This is a genomic window from Novosphingobium pokkalii (genome assembly GCF_014652855.1).
In the GTDB taxonomy this organism is placed as follows: Bacteria; Pseudomonadota; Alphaproteobacteria; order Sphingomonadales; family Sphingomonadaceae; genus Novosphingobium; species Novosphingobium pokkalii.
In genome coordinates this window covers 1-17,883 of the sequence record NZ_BMZP01000003.1, presented here as the reverse complement: position 1 = coordinate 17,883, position 17,883 = coordinate 1, and the positions used below count along the sequence as shown (strand labels likewise).

At 66.3% G+C, this 17,883-nt stretch carries 13 protein-coding genes; 5 read left to right on the top strand and 8 right to left on the bottom strand.

What is annotated here, in order from left to right; all coding sequences use genetic code 11:
* Positions 1–40: 40 nt before the first annotated feature.
* The gene (locus IE191_RS03695; protein ID WP_191323293.1) at positions 41–1,522 is read right to left on the bottom strand and encodes a Ppx/GppA phosphatase family protein; all 1,482 of its coding nucleotides are present in this window, start codon (positions 1,520–1,522) and stop codon (positions 41–43) included.
* 8 nt (positions 1,523–1,530) lie between these two features.
* Complete coding sequence (locus IE191_RS03690; RefSeq protein ID WP_191323021.1) at positions 1,531–3,768, bottom strand: RNA degradosome polyphosphate kinase; 2,238 nt, start codon at positions 3,766–3,768, stop codon at positions 1,531–1,533.
* Between the two features lie 489 nt (positions 3,769–4,257).
* Here IE191_RS03690 and IE191_RS03685 point away from each other — a divergent pair, with 489 nt between their 5' ends.
* Positions 4,258–4,434 carry a YezD family protein gene (locus IE191_RS03685; RefSeq protein ID WP_191323020.1) on the top strand — a complete coding sequence of 59 codons (177 nt, stop codon included), beginning with the start codon at positions 4,258–4,260 and terminating at the stop codon, positions 4,432–4,434.
* A gap of 144 nt (positions 4,435–4,578) precedes the next feature.
* Positions 4,579–7,074: a TonB-dependent receptor gene (locus IE191_RS03680; protein ID WP_191323019.1), complete on the top strand. Its 2,496-nt coding sequence runs from the start codon at positions 4,579–4,581 to the stop codon at positions 7,072–7,074.
* 205 nt (positions 7,075–7,279) lie between these two features.
* Here the strand turns inward: IE191_RS03680 and IE191_RS03675 are convergent, their stop codons facing one another.
* Entirely contained in the window at positions 7,280–8,113 is an 834-nt protein-coding gene (locus IE191_RS03675) for an AIM24 family protein (RefSeq protein ID WP_191323018.1), read from the bottom strand.
* A 204-nt stretch (positions 8,114–8,317) separates the two neighbouring features.
* On the opposite strand from IE191_RS03675, the gene IE191_RS03670 reads away from it, so the two are divergent.
* A complete protein-coding gene (locus IE191_RS03670; RefSeq protein WP_191323017.1) occupies positions 8,318–9,616 on the top strand; it encodes a cytochrome b/b6 domain-containing protein in 1,299 nt (432 codons plus the stop codon).
* Positions 9,617–9,699: 83 nt separating this feature from the next.
* Here IE191_RS03670 and IE191_RS03665 read toward each other — a convergent pair whose 3' ends face one another.
* The 5 genes from IE191_RS03665 to IE191_RS03645 all read right to left on the bottom strand — a co-directional run bounded on the left by IE191_RS03665 (position 9,700) and on the right by IE191_RS03645 (position 14,977).
* Complete coding sequence (locus IE191_RS03665) at positions 9,700–10,419, bottom strand: TetR/AcrR family transcriptional regulator (RefSeq protein ID WP_191323016.1); 720 nt, start codon at positions 10,417–10,419, stop codon at positions 9,700–9,702.
* On the bottom strand, positions 10,373–10,624 hold the full coding sequence (locus IE191_RS03660; RefSeq protein ID WP_191323015.1) for a hypothetical protein: 252 nt from the start codon (positions 10,622–10,624) through the stop codon (positions 10,373–10,375). Before IE191_RS03660 ends, IE191_RS03665 begins: the two co-directional genes overlap by 47 nt.
* A gap of 113 nt (positions 10,625–10,737) precedes the next feature.
* Positions 10,738–12,201 carry an efflux transporter outer membrane subunit gene (locus IE191_RS03655; protein WP_191323014.1) on the bottom strand — a complete coding sequence of 488 codons (1,464 nt, stop codon included), beginning with the start codon at positions 12,199–12,201 and terminating at the stop codon, positions 10,738–10,740.
* The gene (locus tag IE191_RS03650; RefSeq protein WP_191323013.1) at positions 12,201–13,811 is read right to left on the bottom strand and encodes an MDR family MFS transporter; all 1,611 of its coding nucleotides are present in this window, start codon (positions 13,809–13,811) and stop codon (positions 12,201–12,203) included. The genes IE191_RS03655 and IE191_RS03650 overlap by 1 nt, the downstream gene beginning before the upstream one ends.
* Complete coding sequence (locus IE191_RS03645) at positions 13,811–14,977, bottom strand: HlyD family secretion protein (RefSeq protein WP_229815090.1); 1,167 nt, start codon at positions 14,975–14,977, stop codon at positions 13,811–13,813. The genes IE191_RS03650 and IE191_RS03645 overlap by 1 nt, the downstream gene beginning before the upstream one ends.
* 504 nt (positions 14,978–15,481) lie before the next feature.
* On the opposite strand from IE191_RS03645, the gene ahpC reads away from it, so the two are divergent.
* Both ahpC and ahpF read left to right on the top strand, forming a co-directional pair.
* Positions 15,482–16,045, top strand: a complete 564-nt coding sequence (gene ahpC, locus IE191_RS03640; RefSeq protein ID WP_191323012.1) for an alkyl hydroperoxide reductase subunit C — start codon at positions 15,482–15,484, stop codon at positions 16,043–16,045.
* Positions 16,046–16,245: 200 nt separating this feature from the next.
* Entirely contained in the window at positions 16,246–17,802 is a 1,557-nt protein-coding gene (ahpF, locus tag IE191_RS03635; RefSeq protein ID WP_191323011.1) for an alkyl hydroperoxide reductase subunit F, read from the top strand.
* Positions 17,803–17,883 lie beyond the last annotated feature (81 nt).

Below are 17,883 nucleotides of genomic sequence, written 5' to 3'. Positions count from 1 at the left end.
CGTTATAACGCAAGGCCGGGTCAACCTCAAGTGCCCTGCCTCAACGCTCCCGGATCGCCCCCTTCAGCCCCAGATGCGCCGCCAAGGCCTTCAAGTCCCGCCCCACGCTGTCGTTGATCAGCACGGCGTGGCGGTCTTCCACTTCCATCACCAGCGTTTCCCCTTCGCGGCGCAAAGTGCTGCCGTTGAGCGCCGAGGGCGCGCCCACGGTGAAGCGGCGGCACAGGCGGGTGGCGAGGCCCCAGGCTTGCGCCTCACGCAAGGCGGCGGGGCTGGCAAGTTGCGGCAGGTCTGGCGGCAGCACCAGTTTGCCGGTGTTGGCGATCATCGCGGCGGCGAGCATCGCGCGGTCGCGGGCGGTGGCGCCGATCCAGCGTTTGCGCAGGCCCCATTCATGCGCCAGGTCGCCGCGCAAGTTGGGCTCCACCGTGGCCGAGGCCATGCACAGCATCGTGGCGGCCAGGCGCAGGCGCTCGCGGCGGTCCGGCCCGTCGGTCTGCACGATCCCGGCGGTCCAGCCGGCCACCATGCTCGCGGTGTTGGCGGCAATGCCATGCTCCTGCGCAAAGGCAGAGGCGCCGGCCACCAGTGGGTCTTGTCCGCGCACGGCTTCGGGCATCGCTTCCCACAGCACGCCTTCGCGCAGGCCCCAGGCGGAAAAGACCAGCCGCTCCGGCTTCAACCGCGCAATCAGCACGGCGAGCAGCGCGGCCGTATCGGGCAGGCTGGCCAGGCGCCCGCTGGAAACCCCGGCAATCGGCCCGATCGTCTCGCCCTTGCGCCGCGCCATCGCCTTGGCGAGCTTGAGCGCCACGGCCGGATCGGCTTCATAGCCATGGGGATCGTCGATCGGAAACCTGGTCTGCACCATGACATGGCGGGCAAAGGCGCGCAGCGAGCCGCCGACAAGATAGAGCGTCTGCCCCGGCGTGGCTTTCCATTCCGCCTTGGCCAGCGCCTTGGTGATCTTCTGCCCGAAAGCCCGCTGCCCCTGCGCGCGCAGGCCGGGCAAGCGCAGCGTGCCCAGCGGCAGGCTGACGCCATGGGTGCAGCGCTCCCCATCCACGTCCACCAGTTCCAGGCTGCCGCCGCCCAGATCGCCCACCACGCCCTTGGCGCGGGGGAAGGCGCCAAGCACGCCGTGCGCGCTGGTGATCGCTTCCTCTTCGCCAGACAGCAGGCGCGGGGTTAGCCCCAGCTTGGCGATCGCCTCCAGAAAGGCGGGGCCATTGCCGGCATCGCGGCTGGCGGCGGTGGCCACCACATCCACCTCGGTCACGCCTTGCAAGCCCAGGATCGCCTTGAACCGGGCGAGCGAGGCGAGGGCCAGAGCCATGGCCTTGGGCGAAAGATCGCCGCTTTCGGCCACGCCCTTGCCCAGCCGCGCAGTCACTTTCTCGTTGTGCAGCACTTTGGGCGCGCGCAACGGCTGGCCATAGACCACCAGGCGCACGGTGTTGGAACCAATATCGATGATCGCGCGCGTGCGCGTGTCCTTGCCCCGGGTCAGGCCAAACGGCATGGTTTGGCTCAATCCACCGTCGCGCCGCCGCGCCGGAGCGCCAGCTTGGGCACCTTGCGCCCCTTGGTCAGGGCCGCGCCACGGCCCGAAAGCGAAGGATTGGTCATGAAATAGCGGTGCACATTGAACGGTTTCTCGCCCGCGTCGGAACGACACGAAACCCGCTGATAATCGCCATCGGCGTGCAAAGTCCAGCTTTGCTCGGTATCGATCAGGTTGGCCAGCATCACCTGGTCGAGGATCTGGTCGTGCACCGTCTTGTTGCGGATCGGCACCAGCACTTCCACGCGCCGGTCCAGGTTGCGGCTCATCCCGTCGGCCGAGGAAATGAACACCTTGGCGCGGCGATTGGGCAGGGCGGCGCCGTTGCCAAAGGCCCAGATGCGGCTGTGTTCCAGGAAGCGGCCAATGATCGACTTGACCGTGATCCGCTCCGAAAGCCCCGGCACGCCCGGCCGCAGGCAGCAGATGCCGCGCACGACCAGGGCGATGTCCACACCTTCCTGCGCAGCGGCATAGAGCCGCTCGATCAGGCGGCTGTCGGTCAGCGCGTTGAGCTTGGCCCAGATCGTCGCCGGCTTGCCGGCGCGGGCAAAGGCAATCTCGCGCTCGATGCAGTCATAGAGCGTGCGGCGCAGCCCGATCGGCGAGATCGAGAGAAACTCGGTGTTCTTGGGCTCGACATAGCCGGTGATGAAATTGAACAGTTGCCCGGCATCGCGCGCCGCCTTGGGATCGGCGGTGAAGAACGACAGGTCAGTATAGATGCGCGCGGTCACCGGGTGATAGTTGCCGGTGCCAAAGTGGCAATAGGTGCGATAGCCATCGCCTTCGCGCCGCACCACCATCGACACCTTGGCGTGGGTCTTCCAGTCGACGAAGCCATAGATCACCTGCACGCCCGCGCGTTCCAACTGGCTGGCCCAGTGCAGGTTCTGCTCCTCGTCGAACCGCGCTTTGAGTTCGACCACGGCGGTGACGGACTTGCCCGCCTCGGCCGCGGCGATCAAGGCGGCGATCACTGCCGATTGCTTGCCGGCGCGATAGAGCGTCTGCTTGATCGCCACCACATCGGGGTCTTCGGCCGCCTGCCGCAGGAAATCGATCACCACGTCGAAACTCTCGAACGGGTGGTGGATCACCAGGTCTTTCTCGCGGATCGCGGCAAAGCAATCGCCATCGTGCTCCAGCACACGCTCGGGATAGCGCGGGTTATAGGGCTCGAACTTCAATTCGGGGCGCGGCATGTCGACGATCTGGGAAAGGCCGTTCATCGCCAGAAGGCCCGGCGATTTCACCACCAGGGCATAGTCCAGCCGCAGCTTGTCGCGCAGCAACTGCTCGGCGGTGGGATCGAAATCCTCCTGCAATTGCAGCATGATCACCTTGCCGCGCCGCCGCCGCTGGATCGCGGTGCGGAAATAGCGCACCAGGTCTTCGGCGTCTTCCTCGATCTCCATGTCGCTGTCGCGCAGCACGCGGAACGTGCCGGAGCCTTGCAGGCGGAAGCCGGGGAACACCGTGGCGGCGTTGCGCCGCACCAGTTCCTCGATGCTGATCCAGCCGCCATCCTCGGGCAGGCGCACAAAGCGCGGCAGCGAGGGCGGGATCAGGATCATCTCGGTGACAGGGTCGTTGTCGGCCACCCGCACCATCGAGAACAGGATGCCCGTGCCCTGGTTGGCGATGAACGGAAAGGGGTGCGCCGGGTCGATCGCCTGCGGGGTGAGCACCGGCATCACATGCTCGGCGAAATAGCGTGCCAGCCAATCGGACTGCGCGCGGGGCAGGGGCTTGTCGCCCACCATGTGGATGCCCGCCTCGGCCAGCAGGCCGGAAAGCTCGCCCAGCACCACGTGCTGCGCGCTCACCAGGTCTTCCACCGCGCCGTGGATCTGCTGCAACTGCTGCGCCGGGCTGAACCCGTCGATCGAGACTTCGTCGATCCCGCGCCGCACCTGGCCGGCCAGGCCCGCCACGCGCACCATCATGAACTCGTCCAGGTTGCTGCCCGAGATCGACAGGAAGCGCAGGCGTTCCAGCAGCGGGTAGTTGGTGTTCTGCGCCTCGGCCAGCACGCGGCGGTTGAACATCAACCAGCTCAGCTCGCGATTGAAATAGCGCAGTGGCGGAGGGCCATCAACGAGCGGGGAAAGGCCTTGCACGGGCAGCGCGCCACCCGGCGCTGCGCTGGTTTCTGCCACGATTGCTGTCCTGCTTGCTGTTGTTGCGGTCCCGCGCGCCATCGGTCCTCTTTGCTACTGTGGTATGACTGTGAGGCACACTAGCACCGGGCGGGGGCGCCCTGGCAAGCGCAAAGCATCCTGGTCAGGAAACGTTACAGGCGCCTGGTCAATCTCTACTCGTTTTGTCGAGAATCGCGCGCGCTCTGCCGCCGCGCAGCTCGCCAGAGTCGCTGGTGGCGCTAGATTGCATCTTGGCCTTGGTGAGTCGTGTCCCACGGCGCGCCGCCCCGGCCCATCCGCAGCGGGCTGGCCGCGCATGCCCAAGCCCGCTGCGGACTTTTATCTGTATCTAAAGGTATCAATGCCTTGCCCTGCTGCGCTGGTCGGCGCGGCCGTGGTGCGCGCGCGCTCGACGCGCTGTTCATCGGCGCGAAAGTTTCGCTTTGTGGCCCGCAACAACTCGTTTAATGTCTATCGGGTAAGTTGAGTATAGGAAGGGCGCAACAAGACACGCCGCGTCACCGATCGCGCGTTTGCAAGAGAGAGCCGATGTCCACCACACCTGCCACGCCCGATCCGGAAAGCGCGCGCCTGATCGAGCAGTCGCTCGACAGCGTGCGAGAGGCCCTGTCCGGGCTGCGCTACGGCCATGTCGGCCTCACTGTTCACGAAGGCCGCGTCGTCCAGATCGACGTGACTGAAAAGCGTCGCTTCAAGGCCAACTGACCAAGTCAAAGAGTACCATCCACGGCGGCATCATGGCTCTGCGGAGAGCCGCCAGCCGGGGCAACAGCACAACAAACACCATGTTCGCCGCCGCCACGGAACCCCTCCGCGCGCGCGATGCGGCATGGCGAAAGGGACCAAGACATGCTCGTTCGCGCCAACCTTGCCACGTCGGTGGCTTCCGCCGGCCTGGCTCTCGCGCTCGCCGCCCCGGCCCATGCCGCTTCAGAAGCGCCCGCGTCCGACGCGCCCGTCGCAGAAAAGTCCGGCGGGGGCGCCCCTGCGGCTCCGGTCGATGACAGCATCGTCGTCACCGCCCGTCGCCGCGCCGAAACGGTGCAGACCGTGCCGCTGGCCGTCACCGTGGTGGGCGGCGCGCATATCGAGAACACCGGCGCGTTCAACGTCGGCCGCCTCACGCAGCTTACGCCCACGCTGCAATTCTATTCGTCCAACCCGCGCAACACCTCGGTCAACATCCGTGGCCTCGGCGCCCCGCTCGGCCTGACCAACGACGGCATCGAGCAGGGCGTGGGCGTCTACATCGACGACGTGTTCTATGCCCGCGCTGCTTCATCCACGTTCGACTTCCTAGACGTGAGCCGCATCGAAGTGTTGCGCGGCCCGCAAGGCACGCTGTTCGGCAAGAACACCACCGCCGGCGCGCTCAACATCACCACCCGCGCCCCAACGTTCGATCCCGAAGCCCGGCTGGAGGCCACGGCCGGCAATCTCGGCTTCGTCCAGCTCAAGGGCGCGGTGTCCGGCCCGCTCAGCGATACCCTGGCCGTGCGCCTCGCCGGCTCGTTCACCCAGCGTGACGGCACGATCTACAACGTCACCCAGCGCCAGTGGATCAACTCGCAGGACAACAAGGGCGCTCGCCTGCAATTCCTGTGGCGCCCCAGTTCGGGCGTGGAAGTGACCCTGGCGGGTGACTACAACAAGCAGAACCCCAATTGCTGCGCCCTGGTCTATGTGCGCACCGGCGCCACCCAGCGTCCCGCCAACCGCCAGTATGCCGCGCTCGCCGCCGCGCAGAACTATGCCGTGCCCAGCACCAATCCGTTCGACCGCCTGACCGACGAAGACGTCGCCCTGCGCGCCAAGAACGAAACCGGCGGCGTTTCGCTGCGCGCCAAGATCCAGACCGGGCTGGGCACGATCACCTCGATCACCGCCTGGCGCTTCTGGGACTGGGATCCGTCGAACGACCGCGACTATCTCGGCCTGCCGATCACCACCAAGTCCAACAACCCCTCGCACCAGGACCAGTATACCCAGGAACTGCGCCTGACCGGCGAAACCGGCCGCTTCAACTACACCGTCGGCGCGTTCGGCTTCTACCAGAAGATCCACACCACCGGCGTGCAGCAGCAAGGCCCGGCCGCCAGCAAGTTCCTGATCGCGCCCAGCAATGCGCTGTCCAACGATCCTTCGGTGCTCAATGGCCTGACCGCCAGCAACGACATCACGCTGAAGAACACCAGCGCGGCGATCTATGGCAAGTTCGGCTACAAGCTGACCGATACGCTGTCGATCCAGCCCGGCGTGCGCCTGAACTACGACAAGAAGGACGGCGTCTACAATTCCACCGTCACCGACGGCAACGGCAATCTGGTGGTGTTCAAGATCAATCCCGCCACCGGCAAAAGCGCCAACAGCAGCCGTGAAGCCGCGCAGCTCGCCGTGCTGGCCCCGCAATACTTCGTGGCCAATTTCAGCGACTGGAACCTGTCGGGCGACGTCACCCTGGCCTGGGATCCAACCCGTGACGTCCACGTCTACGGCACCTATGCGCGAAGCTTCAAGTCGGGTGGGATCAACCTCAACGGCGTGCCCTCCAACACCGACGGCACCCCGCTGCTGCAATTCGCCACGATCAAGCCTGAGCGGGTGAACCACTTCGAGGTGGGCATCAAGACGCAGTTCTGGGGCCGCAAGGGCACGTTCAACGTCGCGGCCTTCCGCACCGAGATCAACGATTACCAGGCACAGGTGTCCAACTACACCGTGGGCGCGTTGCGCGGCTATCTCGCCAATGCCGAAAAGGTCCGCACCCAGGGCGTCGAAGTCGATTTCGCGCTGCGCCCCAGCGAACGCTTCAGCGTCTATTCCAACGCGGCCTATACCGACGCCAAGTACGTGCGCTTCAAGAACGCGCCGTGCCCGCCGGAACTGTCGGGCGGCACGCAGCCGGTGGACAGCAACGGCAATCTCACCAGCCCGCCGGCAGCACCGGGCGTTTCGGGCGTCAGCCCGCTCTCGTGCGACATTTCCGGCCAGGTTCTGCCCGGCGTGTCCAAGTGGTCGTTCTCCTATGGCGGCGAAGTCAACCTGCCGGTCCAGGCGTTCGGCGGGGAAGGGCAGGTCTACCTCGGCGTTGACGGCAACTACCGCTCGCGCTTCTCGTCCAACCCCACGCCTTCGGCCTATACCTGGGTTGAAGGCTATGCGCTCACCAACTTCCGCCTCGGCGTGCGCCGCGACGGCCGGTTCGACATCTACGGCTGGGTGCGCAATGCGTTCGACACCAAGTATTTTGACCAGTTGGCGGTCGCTTCGGGCAACACCGGCCTGATCGTGGGCCAGGTGGGCGACCCGCGCACCTATGGCCTGACCGTGCGCACACAGTTCTGACCGAGCAAAGTGCCAAGGGCTTCGACAAGCTCAGCCCGAACGGAATGGTACTTCAGAATTCCGTTCGCCCTGAGCCTGTCGAAGGGCCGTTCCGAAGCCTAGCGCCAGAGCGTGATGACGTTTCGATGAACCGACGTCATGCTCTAGATATTTGTGGTCGCGCGATTTTTGACAAAAACCGGTTCCCACTTTTCGTCATCGCACTCTAGCGATTCCCGTCGATGAAATCGCCCAGCGGGCCAAGGATCGAGCCTTCGCCCCGGTTGCTGCCGCCGCCGGGAATGGCCGCTGCCACCACGCGCCCGGCCAGGCGGGCGAAAGGCAGGGACTGGATCCACACTTTGCCCGGCCCGGTCAGTCGCGCGAAGAACAGGCCTTCACCGCCAAACAGCACGCTGCGCACCCCGCCTGCGGTGACCAGATCGAATTCCACCGACGGCGTGTAGGCGGCAAGGCAGCCAGTATCGACGTGCAACTGCTCGCCCGGCCCCAGTTCGCGCTCCACCAGTGTGCCGCCCATCTGCACGAAGACCCAGCCATCGCCGTCGAGCCGCTGCATGACGAAGCCTTCGCCGCCAAACAGGCCGGTCATGATCCGGCGCTGGAACGCGATGCCGATCGACACGCCACGCGCCGCCGCCAGGAAGCTGTCCTTCTGGCAGATCAGCGTGCCGCCCAGGTCGGAAAGCTTGAGCGGCAGGATCGTGCCCGGCACCGGCGCGGCAAAGGCGACGCGGGCCTTGCCCTGGCCGCGATGGGTGAACACCGTGGTGAACAGGCTGGCACCGGTCACCAGGCGCTTGCCCGCGCCCAGCAGCTTGCCCATGAAACCGCCGCCGTCGTGTTCGCTACCGTCGCCGAAGACCGTGGTCATCTCGATCGTGGCGTCCTTCCAGACAAAGGCACCGGCCTCCGCCACGGCGCTTTCGCCCGGATCAAGCTCGATCTCCACAAACTGCAAGTCGCTGCCGCGAATGGCGAAGTCGACATCGTCGGCCACGCCGGTACGGCGGCTGTGGCTCCAGGGGCTGCTGCTCATGACCCGGCATTCCTCCTTCACGGGAAAGCGAAAACCCGGCCAGACTGCCATGCCCAGGCCAACCGGGCCAGCCGTGTTCGCCACAATGCCGATGGCGCTCGATCGATGACATGGCCCGCCCCGCATGCAAGACATACCAAAACGCCGCGCACCCTGTTATAGCCGCTGCGGGTGGCCGTTACGGATGCAGGAGACTTGCGCAGCATGAACGAGACGTTTTCCCAAGGCCTGTCGCCCAAGCGCTATGCGCTCAGCGCGATCGTGCTGCACTGGGCGATTGCAGCCCTGCTGCTGTTCCAGGTCTCGCTCGGATGGCGGCTGGAAGACCTGCCCAAGGGCACGGCCAGCTTTGCCGGATACCAGTTCCACAAGTCGGTGGGCTTCCTTATCCTGGCGCTCAGCCTGGCGCGCCTGATCGTGCGGCTGGTGGCGCGGCGTCCGGCTCCGGCCGAGGGCAGCCCGGCGGTCAAGCTGCTGGTCAAGGTCGTCCATGTGCTGCTCTATGCGATCATGATCGTCGGCCCGCTGAGCGGCTGGATCATGGTCTCCACGTCCAAGATCCGCATGCAGACCATGGTCTTCGGCACGCTGCCTGTGCCCAACCTGCCGGTCGGCCACGCCTGGCACGAGCCGGCGGAAAGCATCCACGGCGCGCTCGGCCTGGTCACGCTGGCGCTGTTCGTGCTGCACGTGGCGGGCGCGCTGCGTCACCACATCATGGGCGATGATCTGCTCGGCCGGATGATCCCGGCGGTCACGCGCCGCGGCCTCACCATCGGCGCCATCGTGGCGCTGCTTGGTTCGGTCGGCGCGTTCGCCTTGGCCCGGGTCTGGTCGTTCGGTGGCAGTGCCCCGGCGCCGGCCGTGGAAGCCTCGGCCTCTGCCGAGCCCGATGACGATGCCTCGACCAGCGCAATGGATGCCCCGGCCGCTACGGCAGCCGCCGATGGTGCGGCAAGCCCTGCGGCCGATGCCTCAAGCGCGGCGGATGCGGCCAAGACCGGCGCTGTGGCCTGGCAACTGGTGCCCGGCGGCCGACTGGGCTTTCATGCCACCTATTCGGGCGATGCCATCAACGGCAGCTTTGGCCGCTGGGACGCGCGCATCGTGTTCTCGCCCGATGACCTGGCGCATTCCAGCCTGCGCGCCACGATCGACCTGGCTTCTGTCGCCAGCGGTGACGCCCAGCGCGACGACATGCTCAAGGGCGACAATTTCTTTGCCACGGCCGCGCATCCCCAAGCGATCTACACCGCCTCGCGCTTCCGGGCGCAATCGCCCGGCCGCTATGTCGCCGAAGGCACACTGTCGCTGGGTGGCAAGATCCGGCCCGTGCCGCTGGCGTTTGTCCTCACCATCGACGGGGACCGCGCCACCGCGCATGGCACCGCCGCGCTGTCGCGCACCGCGTTCGGCATCGGCACCGGCGAATGGGGCGGCACCGATACGCTGCTCGACAACGTGACGGTCGATTTCGCGCTCAAGGCCAAGCGCGCGCCCTGACAGCACTCCATCGCATCACGCATGCAAAAGCCCCCCGGATCGTGATTGCGGTCCGGGGGGCTTCTGTTTTGCGGCAAGTGCGGTCAACCCAGCGGCGAACCGGGCGTGCCCTGCTGGCGCACCCCGGCAAAGAAGAAGCTGACATAGCGATCGGCCCAGCGCATGTGCTGCGCGCGATCCTGGCCCACTTCCGAACTGGCCATCTTGTAGTGGCCCAGGATGCCTTCGAGCCAGAACCGTGCCGCGCTTTCGCAATCGCCGATCACGATGTCGCCGCGCTGCTGGGCTTGTTCGAAATGACCGCGAATGGTGTCGACCGCCGTGCGGTAGACTGTCGCGCGATAGCCGCCTTGCGGGCTGCCGGCTTCGGTATCGAGCCAGTCGATCAGCCGCTCCATCAGCTTGCCATCGGGCGAGTGCAGCAATTCGAGCGTTTCAACCGCCCGCGTGCGGAAGGTTTCCGCCAGGCTTCTGCTGCTGTCGATCGCGCTGATCGCGGCACGGCGTTTCCAGATGCCGTGCTGCACCAAGGCTTCGAGCAGTTCACGCTTGCCGGCAAAGCGGGAATAGATCGTCGCCTTGCCGATATGGGCATGGCGCGCCACGCGATCGAAGGTGAATGTGTCCAGCCCGGTGTCGAGCAGCACTTGCCAGCTCGCTTCCAGGATCTTGCCGTAGAGCTGCTCAGCCTCTGCGACCGAGGGACGTCCCCTGCGGCCCGGCTGGCAGGACAGGAAACCTTCGCTTTCGGCCGCGTCAGTGCCTGGCGCTTGATCCTTGTTGATAGGCGGCGGCTGCGTCATCGGCCGCACTCCCGCTGCCCGAGGCTGCGAATGGGAACGAAGCCGCAAAGCCCGTTGACGGCGCGGGCAGTGCCGAGTTGCTGTCGCGCGCCGCGATCTGGCCGGTCGTACGCGTGCCGCATTCGCGGTGCGCCGGGCAGGTCATTTCCAGCCCTTCCTGATAGGCCAGCCACACACGGCGACCGATATCCGAAAACCAATCCATCCTTCCCAACCCTCGTTCCGAGTGGTTCACGCCTTTGCGGCGTCTTGTGAAGGAAGACTGACACAAAATCGATTCGCGTCAAAGCGGTATAAACAGAACGGGAACGGTCCATTTCAGCGGTCCTGCGCGGGGCTTTGCCACCCCAGGCCGAGGGCCTTTTCCACCGCGATGAAATCGGTGGTCAGCTCTGCGGCGGCGCTGGCGGCGGCCTGGGCGCTTTGCACCTGCTGGCGTTGCGCGGTCAGCGCGTCGCTGCGCGACACCGTGCCGGCATTGGCCCGCTGCTGCTGCAAGGCCTGGCCGCGCGCGGCCTGGGCCTGGGAATCCAGCGCCTTGCCATAGACCTGCCGCTGGCTGCCGAACCGGGTGAGCGAGCCTTCGGCGTCCTGCAAGGCGGTCAGCACGGTCTTGCGATAGTTCGCTTCCGCTTCGGCATAGGCCTGGCGCTTGCTGGTCACCTGGGCCTTGTTACGCCCGCCGTCGAACAAGCTCCAGCGGATCTGCGGCAGCGCCAGCCCGATGATCTTCGATGGATCGACCACGTCACCGATATTGGTGCCGCCCAGGCCCAGCAGGCCCATGAAGCTGATCTTGGGAAGGCCTGCGGCGATCTGCGCGCCGATGTCGGCATTGGCCGCGGCCAGTTGGCGCTCCGCCATGCGGATATCCGGGCGGTTGCGCAGCAGGCTGGCGGGATCGCCCACCGCGACGCTGGCAGGGGGCAGCGGCAGCGGTGCAGGCGTTGCCAGCGTGACGTCGAGCGCGCCCGGTTCCTGCCCGGTCAGCACGGCCAACTGGTCGATCAGCACGGTGATGTCGGCGCCGGCCTTGGCGCGATCGCCTTCGGTCTGGGCGGCCTGGCCACGGGCCTGCGCCAGCGGCTGTTCCGGCGCGGTGCCGCGCGTCAGGCGATCCTGGGCCAGGCTCACCAGTTGCGCATCGATCGCGGCCTGCTGGTCGAGCAGCGCGAGCACCGCCTGGCGGGCGCGCAGCGAGACATAGGCGCGGGCGATTTCGGCCGAAAGCGTGACTCGCGCGTCGTTGGCGCTGGCCTCGGCTGCTTCGGCCCGGGCGCCGGCTGCGGCGATCTTGCTGCGGGTGCCGCCGAACAGATCCAGTTCCCAGCTCGAGTCAAAGCCCACGTTGTAAATCGTGGTGTCGGTGCGCCCGGTATCGTTTCCGCCCAGGATGTTGGACGGCACGTTGACATAGGGCACCGCGCCCGACACGTTGAGCGTGGGGATCAGCGCGGTCTTGTTGGCGGCCAGCCCGGCGCGGGCCTGGGCAATGCGGGCGTTGGCGGCGGCAATGTCCGGCGCGTCGGCCAGGCCCTTGTCGATCAGGCCATTGAGCACCGGATCGCCCAGCGCTTCCCACCAGCGCGCAGCCGGGGCTGTGGCAGTGGTGGTGGCATCGCCACGCAGGAACGCGGCGCGCGCGGCGGCAGCCGGCGCGGCGTCGGGCGCGCCGGTGTACTTGGGGCCAACCGTGGTGCAGCCGGTCAGCGCGGCCGATGCCATAAGCGCCAGCGTCAGCGTGGCAGCGCGCGGCGCGAAGGGGCGAGTGGAATGTTGCATCAGTGCATCGCCATCTTGTGGTGGCCCTTGGGCAGGGGCCGGAGAAGGAAAACGAGCGGCATGACGACGGCAATGCCGACCATCAGCGCAATGAACTCGTCGGTGTAGGCCATGACCAGGGCCTGCTTGAGCACGGCCCCGTCGATCGAGCGCAGCGCGGCGGCAAGGCCTTCCGGGCCACCGCCGAACGAGGCGGCCTGGCTGGAAACCCAGTCCTGCACCGACGGGCTGTTGGCCGGCAGCGCTTCGTGGATGGTCCAGCGGTGGTATTCCTCGCGGCGTTCCTGCAACGTGGCGAGCAGGGCCAGCGCGATCGAGCCGCCCAGGTTGCGCGCCGCGTTGAACAGGCCAGAGGCGTCACCGGCTTCGTCGGGCTTCACGCTGGCAATCGCCGCCTGGTTCAGGAACAGCATCGACAGCGCCTGCCCCAGCCCGCGCATGAGCTGCGAGATCACGAAGTCCGAACCGTCCGAGTTGACCGTCAGCGTGGTGTCCATCCAGCACGATCCGGCCATGACCAGCATCCCGGTCAAGACCACGTAGCGCAAGTCGAACTTCTTCACCAACAGCGGGAACAGCGGCATCATCATCGCGGCGGGAATGCCCGAGAGGAACACGATCTGCCCGGATTGAAAGGCGTTGTATCCGGCGATCGCGGCCAGGAACTGCGGGATGACATAGGCCGTGCCATAGAGCACCGAGCCGATCAGCAGGCCCAGCACGAAGACCGCCGCGAAAGCCCGGTTGCGCAGCAGCGCCAGCTTGATCACCGGTCGCTTGGCAAAGAACTGCCCCAGCCCGATCAGCACGAAGCCCAGGATGGTCACGCCGGTAAGCTGCCAGATCAGCGTGGACTGGAACCACTGCTCGCGGTTGCCTTCTTCCAGCACCACGGTCAGCCCGCCCAGGCCCAGCGCCATACCGGCGATGCCCAGCCAGTCGGCGCTGAACAGCTCTTCCAGGCGCATCTTGGCGCTTGTCAGGCCCACGGTGAGGAACACCATCAGCAGGATGCAGATCGGGATGTTGATGAAGAAGGCATAGTGCCAGGAAAAGTTCTCGGTCAGCCAACCGCCGGCGAGAGGGCCCATCACCGGCCCCAGGATCAGGGTGGAGCCGAACAGGGCCGTGCCCACCGGTTGCTGGTGGCGCGGCAGGCGCGTGGCGATGATCGTCATCCCCGTGGGGATCATCGCCCCGCCGGTGAAGCCCTGGCCGACGCGGCCGATGATCATCATCGTCAGCGTGGTGGAAAGCCCGCAGACGATCGAGAACCCGGTGAACAGCACCGAGGCGATCAGCAGGAAGCGCTTGAGGCCGAACACCCGTTCGAGCCAGGCGGTCAGCGGGATGATGACGATTTCGGCGACCAGATAACTGGTCGCGATCCACGTCCCTTCGGTGGACGAGGCGCCGATTTCGCCCTGGATGGTGGGCAGGGCCGAGTTGACGATGGAAATGTCGAGCGTGGCCATCAGCGCGCCGATGGCCCCGGCCACCACCGCCAGCCAGGCGGTCAGGTCGGCGTTGCCGCTGGCGGGGGCACCCGCAGGCTTGCCCGCCGCCTTGGCGCCACTGCCACCTTCACCCGAAAGGGTTGCGGCGGCCATTACTTGGTCCCCTGGTCCTGCTCGGCGCGGATCGCCTTGATCGCACCCTTGGCGCCGCGCGTGTCGACATTGACCGTCAGCGACAGGCCGGGGACGAGCACCTTGCGCGATTCCTCGCCGGCGTTGATGCGGATGCGCACCGGCACGCGCTGCACGATCTTGGTGAAGTTGCCGGTCGCGTTCTGCGGCGGGATCAGCGAGAAGTTGGCGCCCGTGCCCGGCGTGATCGAATCCACCACGCCGTGGAAATCCACGTCGGGCAGCGCGTCGACATGCATGGTCACCGGCTGGCCGGGGCGCATCAGGCCGATCTGGGTTTCCTTGAAGTTGGCTTCCACATAGATCGCCTGGGTCGGCACGATCGTGAGCAGGCGCTGGCCGGGCTGGACGTACTGGCCCAGACGCACGGCCGAAGAGCCGACCTTGCCGGCAATCGGGGCGACGATGCGGGTGGTGCCGACATCGTTGCGGGCAGCCTGGCGGCTCGCTTCGGCCGATTCGATCTGTGCGCCGGCCTGCTTCACCTGCGCCTTGATCGTGGCGATCTTCGAGGTCGCGGCCTCGATCATCGCCTGCTTGGCGCGCACATCGGCGGCGGCCTTGTCACGCGCGCTGGTCAACTGGTCAAGCTGCGTGCGCGGCTCGGCGCCGCTGGCCGCGAGCGGGGTGTAGCGCGCCACTTCGCTGCTGTAATAGTTGTAGTCGCGCTGCGATGCGGCGAGGGCGGCACGGGCCTGGTCGAGGCTGGCCTGCGCTTCGGCAATGCCGGCGGCGGTGGCCTGCTCGGCCGCACGCGCCACGGTCACCTGGGCGTCGGCCTGGCTCAGCTTGGTGCTGTAATCGGTCGGGTCGATCTGGACGAGGAATGCCCCGGCGCCCACCTGCTGGTTGTCGGCCACGCCAATCTGGCGGACATAGCCGGCCAGCTTGGAGCTCACCGTCACGCCATCGGCTTTCACATAGGCGTCATCGGTCGACTGGATGTACTGGCCGTTGTTGCGATAATCGATGAAGGCGTAGATGCCATAGACCAGACCGACCGCCGCCACGCCCAGTGCGATGCGACCGATCATCTTGCGGCGACCATTGGTGGCGGGCGGTGCGTCTTGCGCCGGGGCGGCAGGATCGTTGGAGGGCGTCTCGGCAGCGGTATCGGGGGCGGGCATCGGGGGGTTCCTGTCAGATCGGCAAAAAATGGAACGAGACAGTTTAGTTCAATATTCGGCCACTTGGCTAGCGGCCGGTGGCGATGCAAGTGAAAGTTTTCGAACAAGGCTTGCAGAAAGTGCAATCGGCTTGCGCCAGTATCTTGGCAGACAAGGATTTTCGCGGCGGCCGGTGCCCCATGCGCGCCAAGCGGCGGCCAAATGGCGAATGGTCTGTGCGCGTGCAAACCCAGGTGTGCAGCCGCTGCAATTCGCAAATGCGCAATTGGTTCCCCCGCAGGGCAGTGGCGAAAGGGCAAGCCGGCAGGGAATGGAGGAGGGGCTGGTGCGGTTGGGGCTGTGATCGAAAGGATCAATCAATCTGGGCGGAATTGATCATTGGCAATCGGTCGCCCCCATGCCTAATTGCTGCCTTGCAACGAGGGCGCCGGTGCGCTGCGGTGTGCCGCGCTCCTGTTGCCGTCATTCTTTTCAGCCACGACCAACCACAAGGAAGTCGAACCCATGTCGATCGTCGGAACCAAGCTCAAGCCGTTCCAGGCCACTGCCTACCTCCAGGGCAAGTTCGTCGATGTCAGCGATGCTGACGTCCTGGGCAAGTGGGGCGTGTTCTTCTTCTACCCGGCCGACTTCACCTTCGTGTGCCCGACCGAGCTGGAAGACCTTGCCGACAGCTATGAAGAGCTCAAGGGCCTGGGCGTGGAAGTCTACTCGGTGTCGACCGACACCCACTTCAGCCACAAGGCCTGGCACGACAGCTCGCCGGCCATCGGCAAGATCAACTACTACATGCTGGGTGACCAGAACCACACCATCTCCAACAACTTCGGCATCCTGCGCGAAGGCGTTGGCCTGGCCGACCGCGGCACGTTCGTGGTCGATCCCGATGGCGTGATCCAGCTCGTGGAAATCACCCCCGAGGGCGTGGGCCGCAATGCCGCCGAACTCGTGCGCAAGATCAAGGCTGCCAAGTACTGGCGCGAAAACCCCGGTCAGGTCTGCCCGGCCAAGTGGGAAGAAGGCGCCGAAACCCTGGCTCCCTCGATCGACCTCGTCGGCAAGATCTAAGCCTCTTGCACAAGACTCCGGGGCGGCGCGCGGCGTCGCCCCGGCACTTGGCGGCGACGCATTGGCACAGCGCCTTTCGGGCCATGCCCTTTATGACTGCGCACGCTGCCCCCATTTTCGATATATTCCGCCCCATCCCAGGCGTGAGGCCGTCCATGGCCCCACGCGGCACGCACCCTCCTGCCTGAGAGAAACACGCCATGCCCGTTCTCGACGCCCCCACCACCGCCCAGCTCAAGGGCCTGCTCGGCAACCTGCGCCGCCCGATCGAACTGGTCGCCAGCCTCGATGACAGCCCCAAGTCGGCCGACACGCGGAGCCTGGTGGAAGAGATCGCCGCGCTGAGCGACAAGGTCTCGGTCCGCCTCGACGGGCAGGACGAACGCCGCCCCAGCTTTGCCATCCGCGCCGATGAGGGCAAGGCGCAGGCCGTGTTCGCCGGCCTGCCGCTGGGCCACGAATTCACCTCGCTGATCCTGGCGCTGCTGCACGTAGGCGGGCACCCGCCCAAGGAAGAGGCCGAACTGCTCGATGCGGTGCGCGCGCTGGAAGGCCCGCTGCATTTCGAGACGTTCTTCTCGCTGTCGTGCCAGAACTGCCCGGACGTGGTGCAGGCGCTCAACATCATGGCCGCGCTCAATCCCGCGATCACCCACGTGGCGATCGATGGCGCGCTGTTCCAGGATGAAGTGGAGCGGCGCAAGGTCATGGCCGTGCCGACTGTCTACCTGAACGGTGAGCAGTTCGGCCAGGGCCGCATGGACCTGGCCCAGATCGTCGCCAAGCTCGATACCGGATCGGTGGCCCGTGCGGCGGAGAAGATCGCCGCCAAGGATCCGTTCGACGTGCTGGTGGTGGGCGGTGGCCCGGCCGGCGCAGCGGCCGCGATCTATGCCGCGCGCAAGGGCATCCGCACCGGCGTGGTGGCCGAGCGTTTCGGCGGCCAGGTGCTCGACACCATGGGCATCGAGAACTTCATTTCCGTGCCGCACACCGAAGGCCCCAAGCTGGTGGCCCAACTGGAACAGCACGTGAAGGACTATGACGTCGACGTGATGAACGTCCAGGCGGCGGTCAAGCTCAAGCCGGCCAATGGCGACGGGCTGCACCACATCGAACTGGCCAGCGGCGCCAGCGTCAAGGCCAAGACGGTGATCCTTTCGACCGGCGCGCGCTGGCGCCAGATGGGCGTGCCCGGCGAAGACGAATATCGCAACAAGGGCGTGGCTTACTGCCCTCACTGCGATGGCCCGCTGTTCAAGGGCAAGCGCACGGCGGTGATCGGCGGCGGCAATTCCGGCGTCGAGGCGGCGATCGACCTGGCCGGTATCGTCCGCCATGTCACCCTGATCGAGTTCGACAGCCAGTTGCGCGCCGATGCCGTGTTGCAGACCAAGCTGCGCAGCCTGCCCAACGTGACGATCATCACCTCGGCGATGACCACGCAAGTGCTGGGCGATGGCGGCAAGGTGACCGGCCTCGTCTACAAGAACCGCGAGACCGGCGAGGAGCACACGGTCGAACTGGAAGGCATCTTCGTGCAGATCGGCCTGGTGCCCAACACGGAATGGCTCAATGGCAGCATCGCCATGACCAACCGTGGCGAGATCGAGGTGGACGCGCACAACGCCACCAGCCTGGATGGCGTGTTTGCCGCCGGGGACTGCACCACGGTGCCGTTCAAGCAGATCGTCATTGCCATGGGCGAGGGCGCCAAGGCTTCGCTGGCGGCGTTCGACTATCTGATCCGGCATTGATGGTGTGAACAAGCCCCCTCCTCTTCAGAGCAGGGCTATCGCATATGACGGAGTACGGAGAGCAGGAATGCGTCGTTCCAG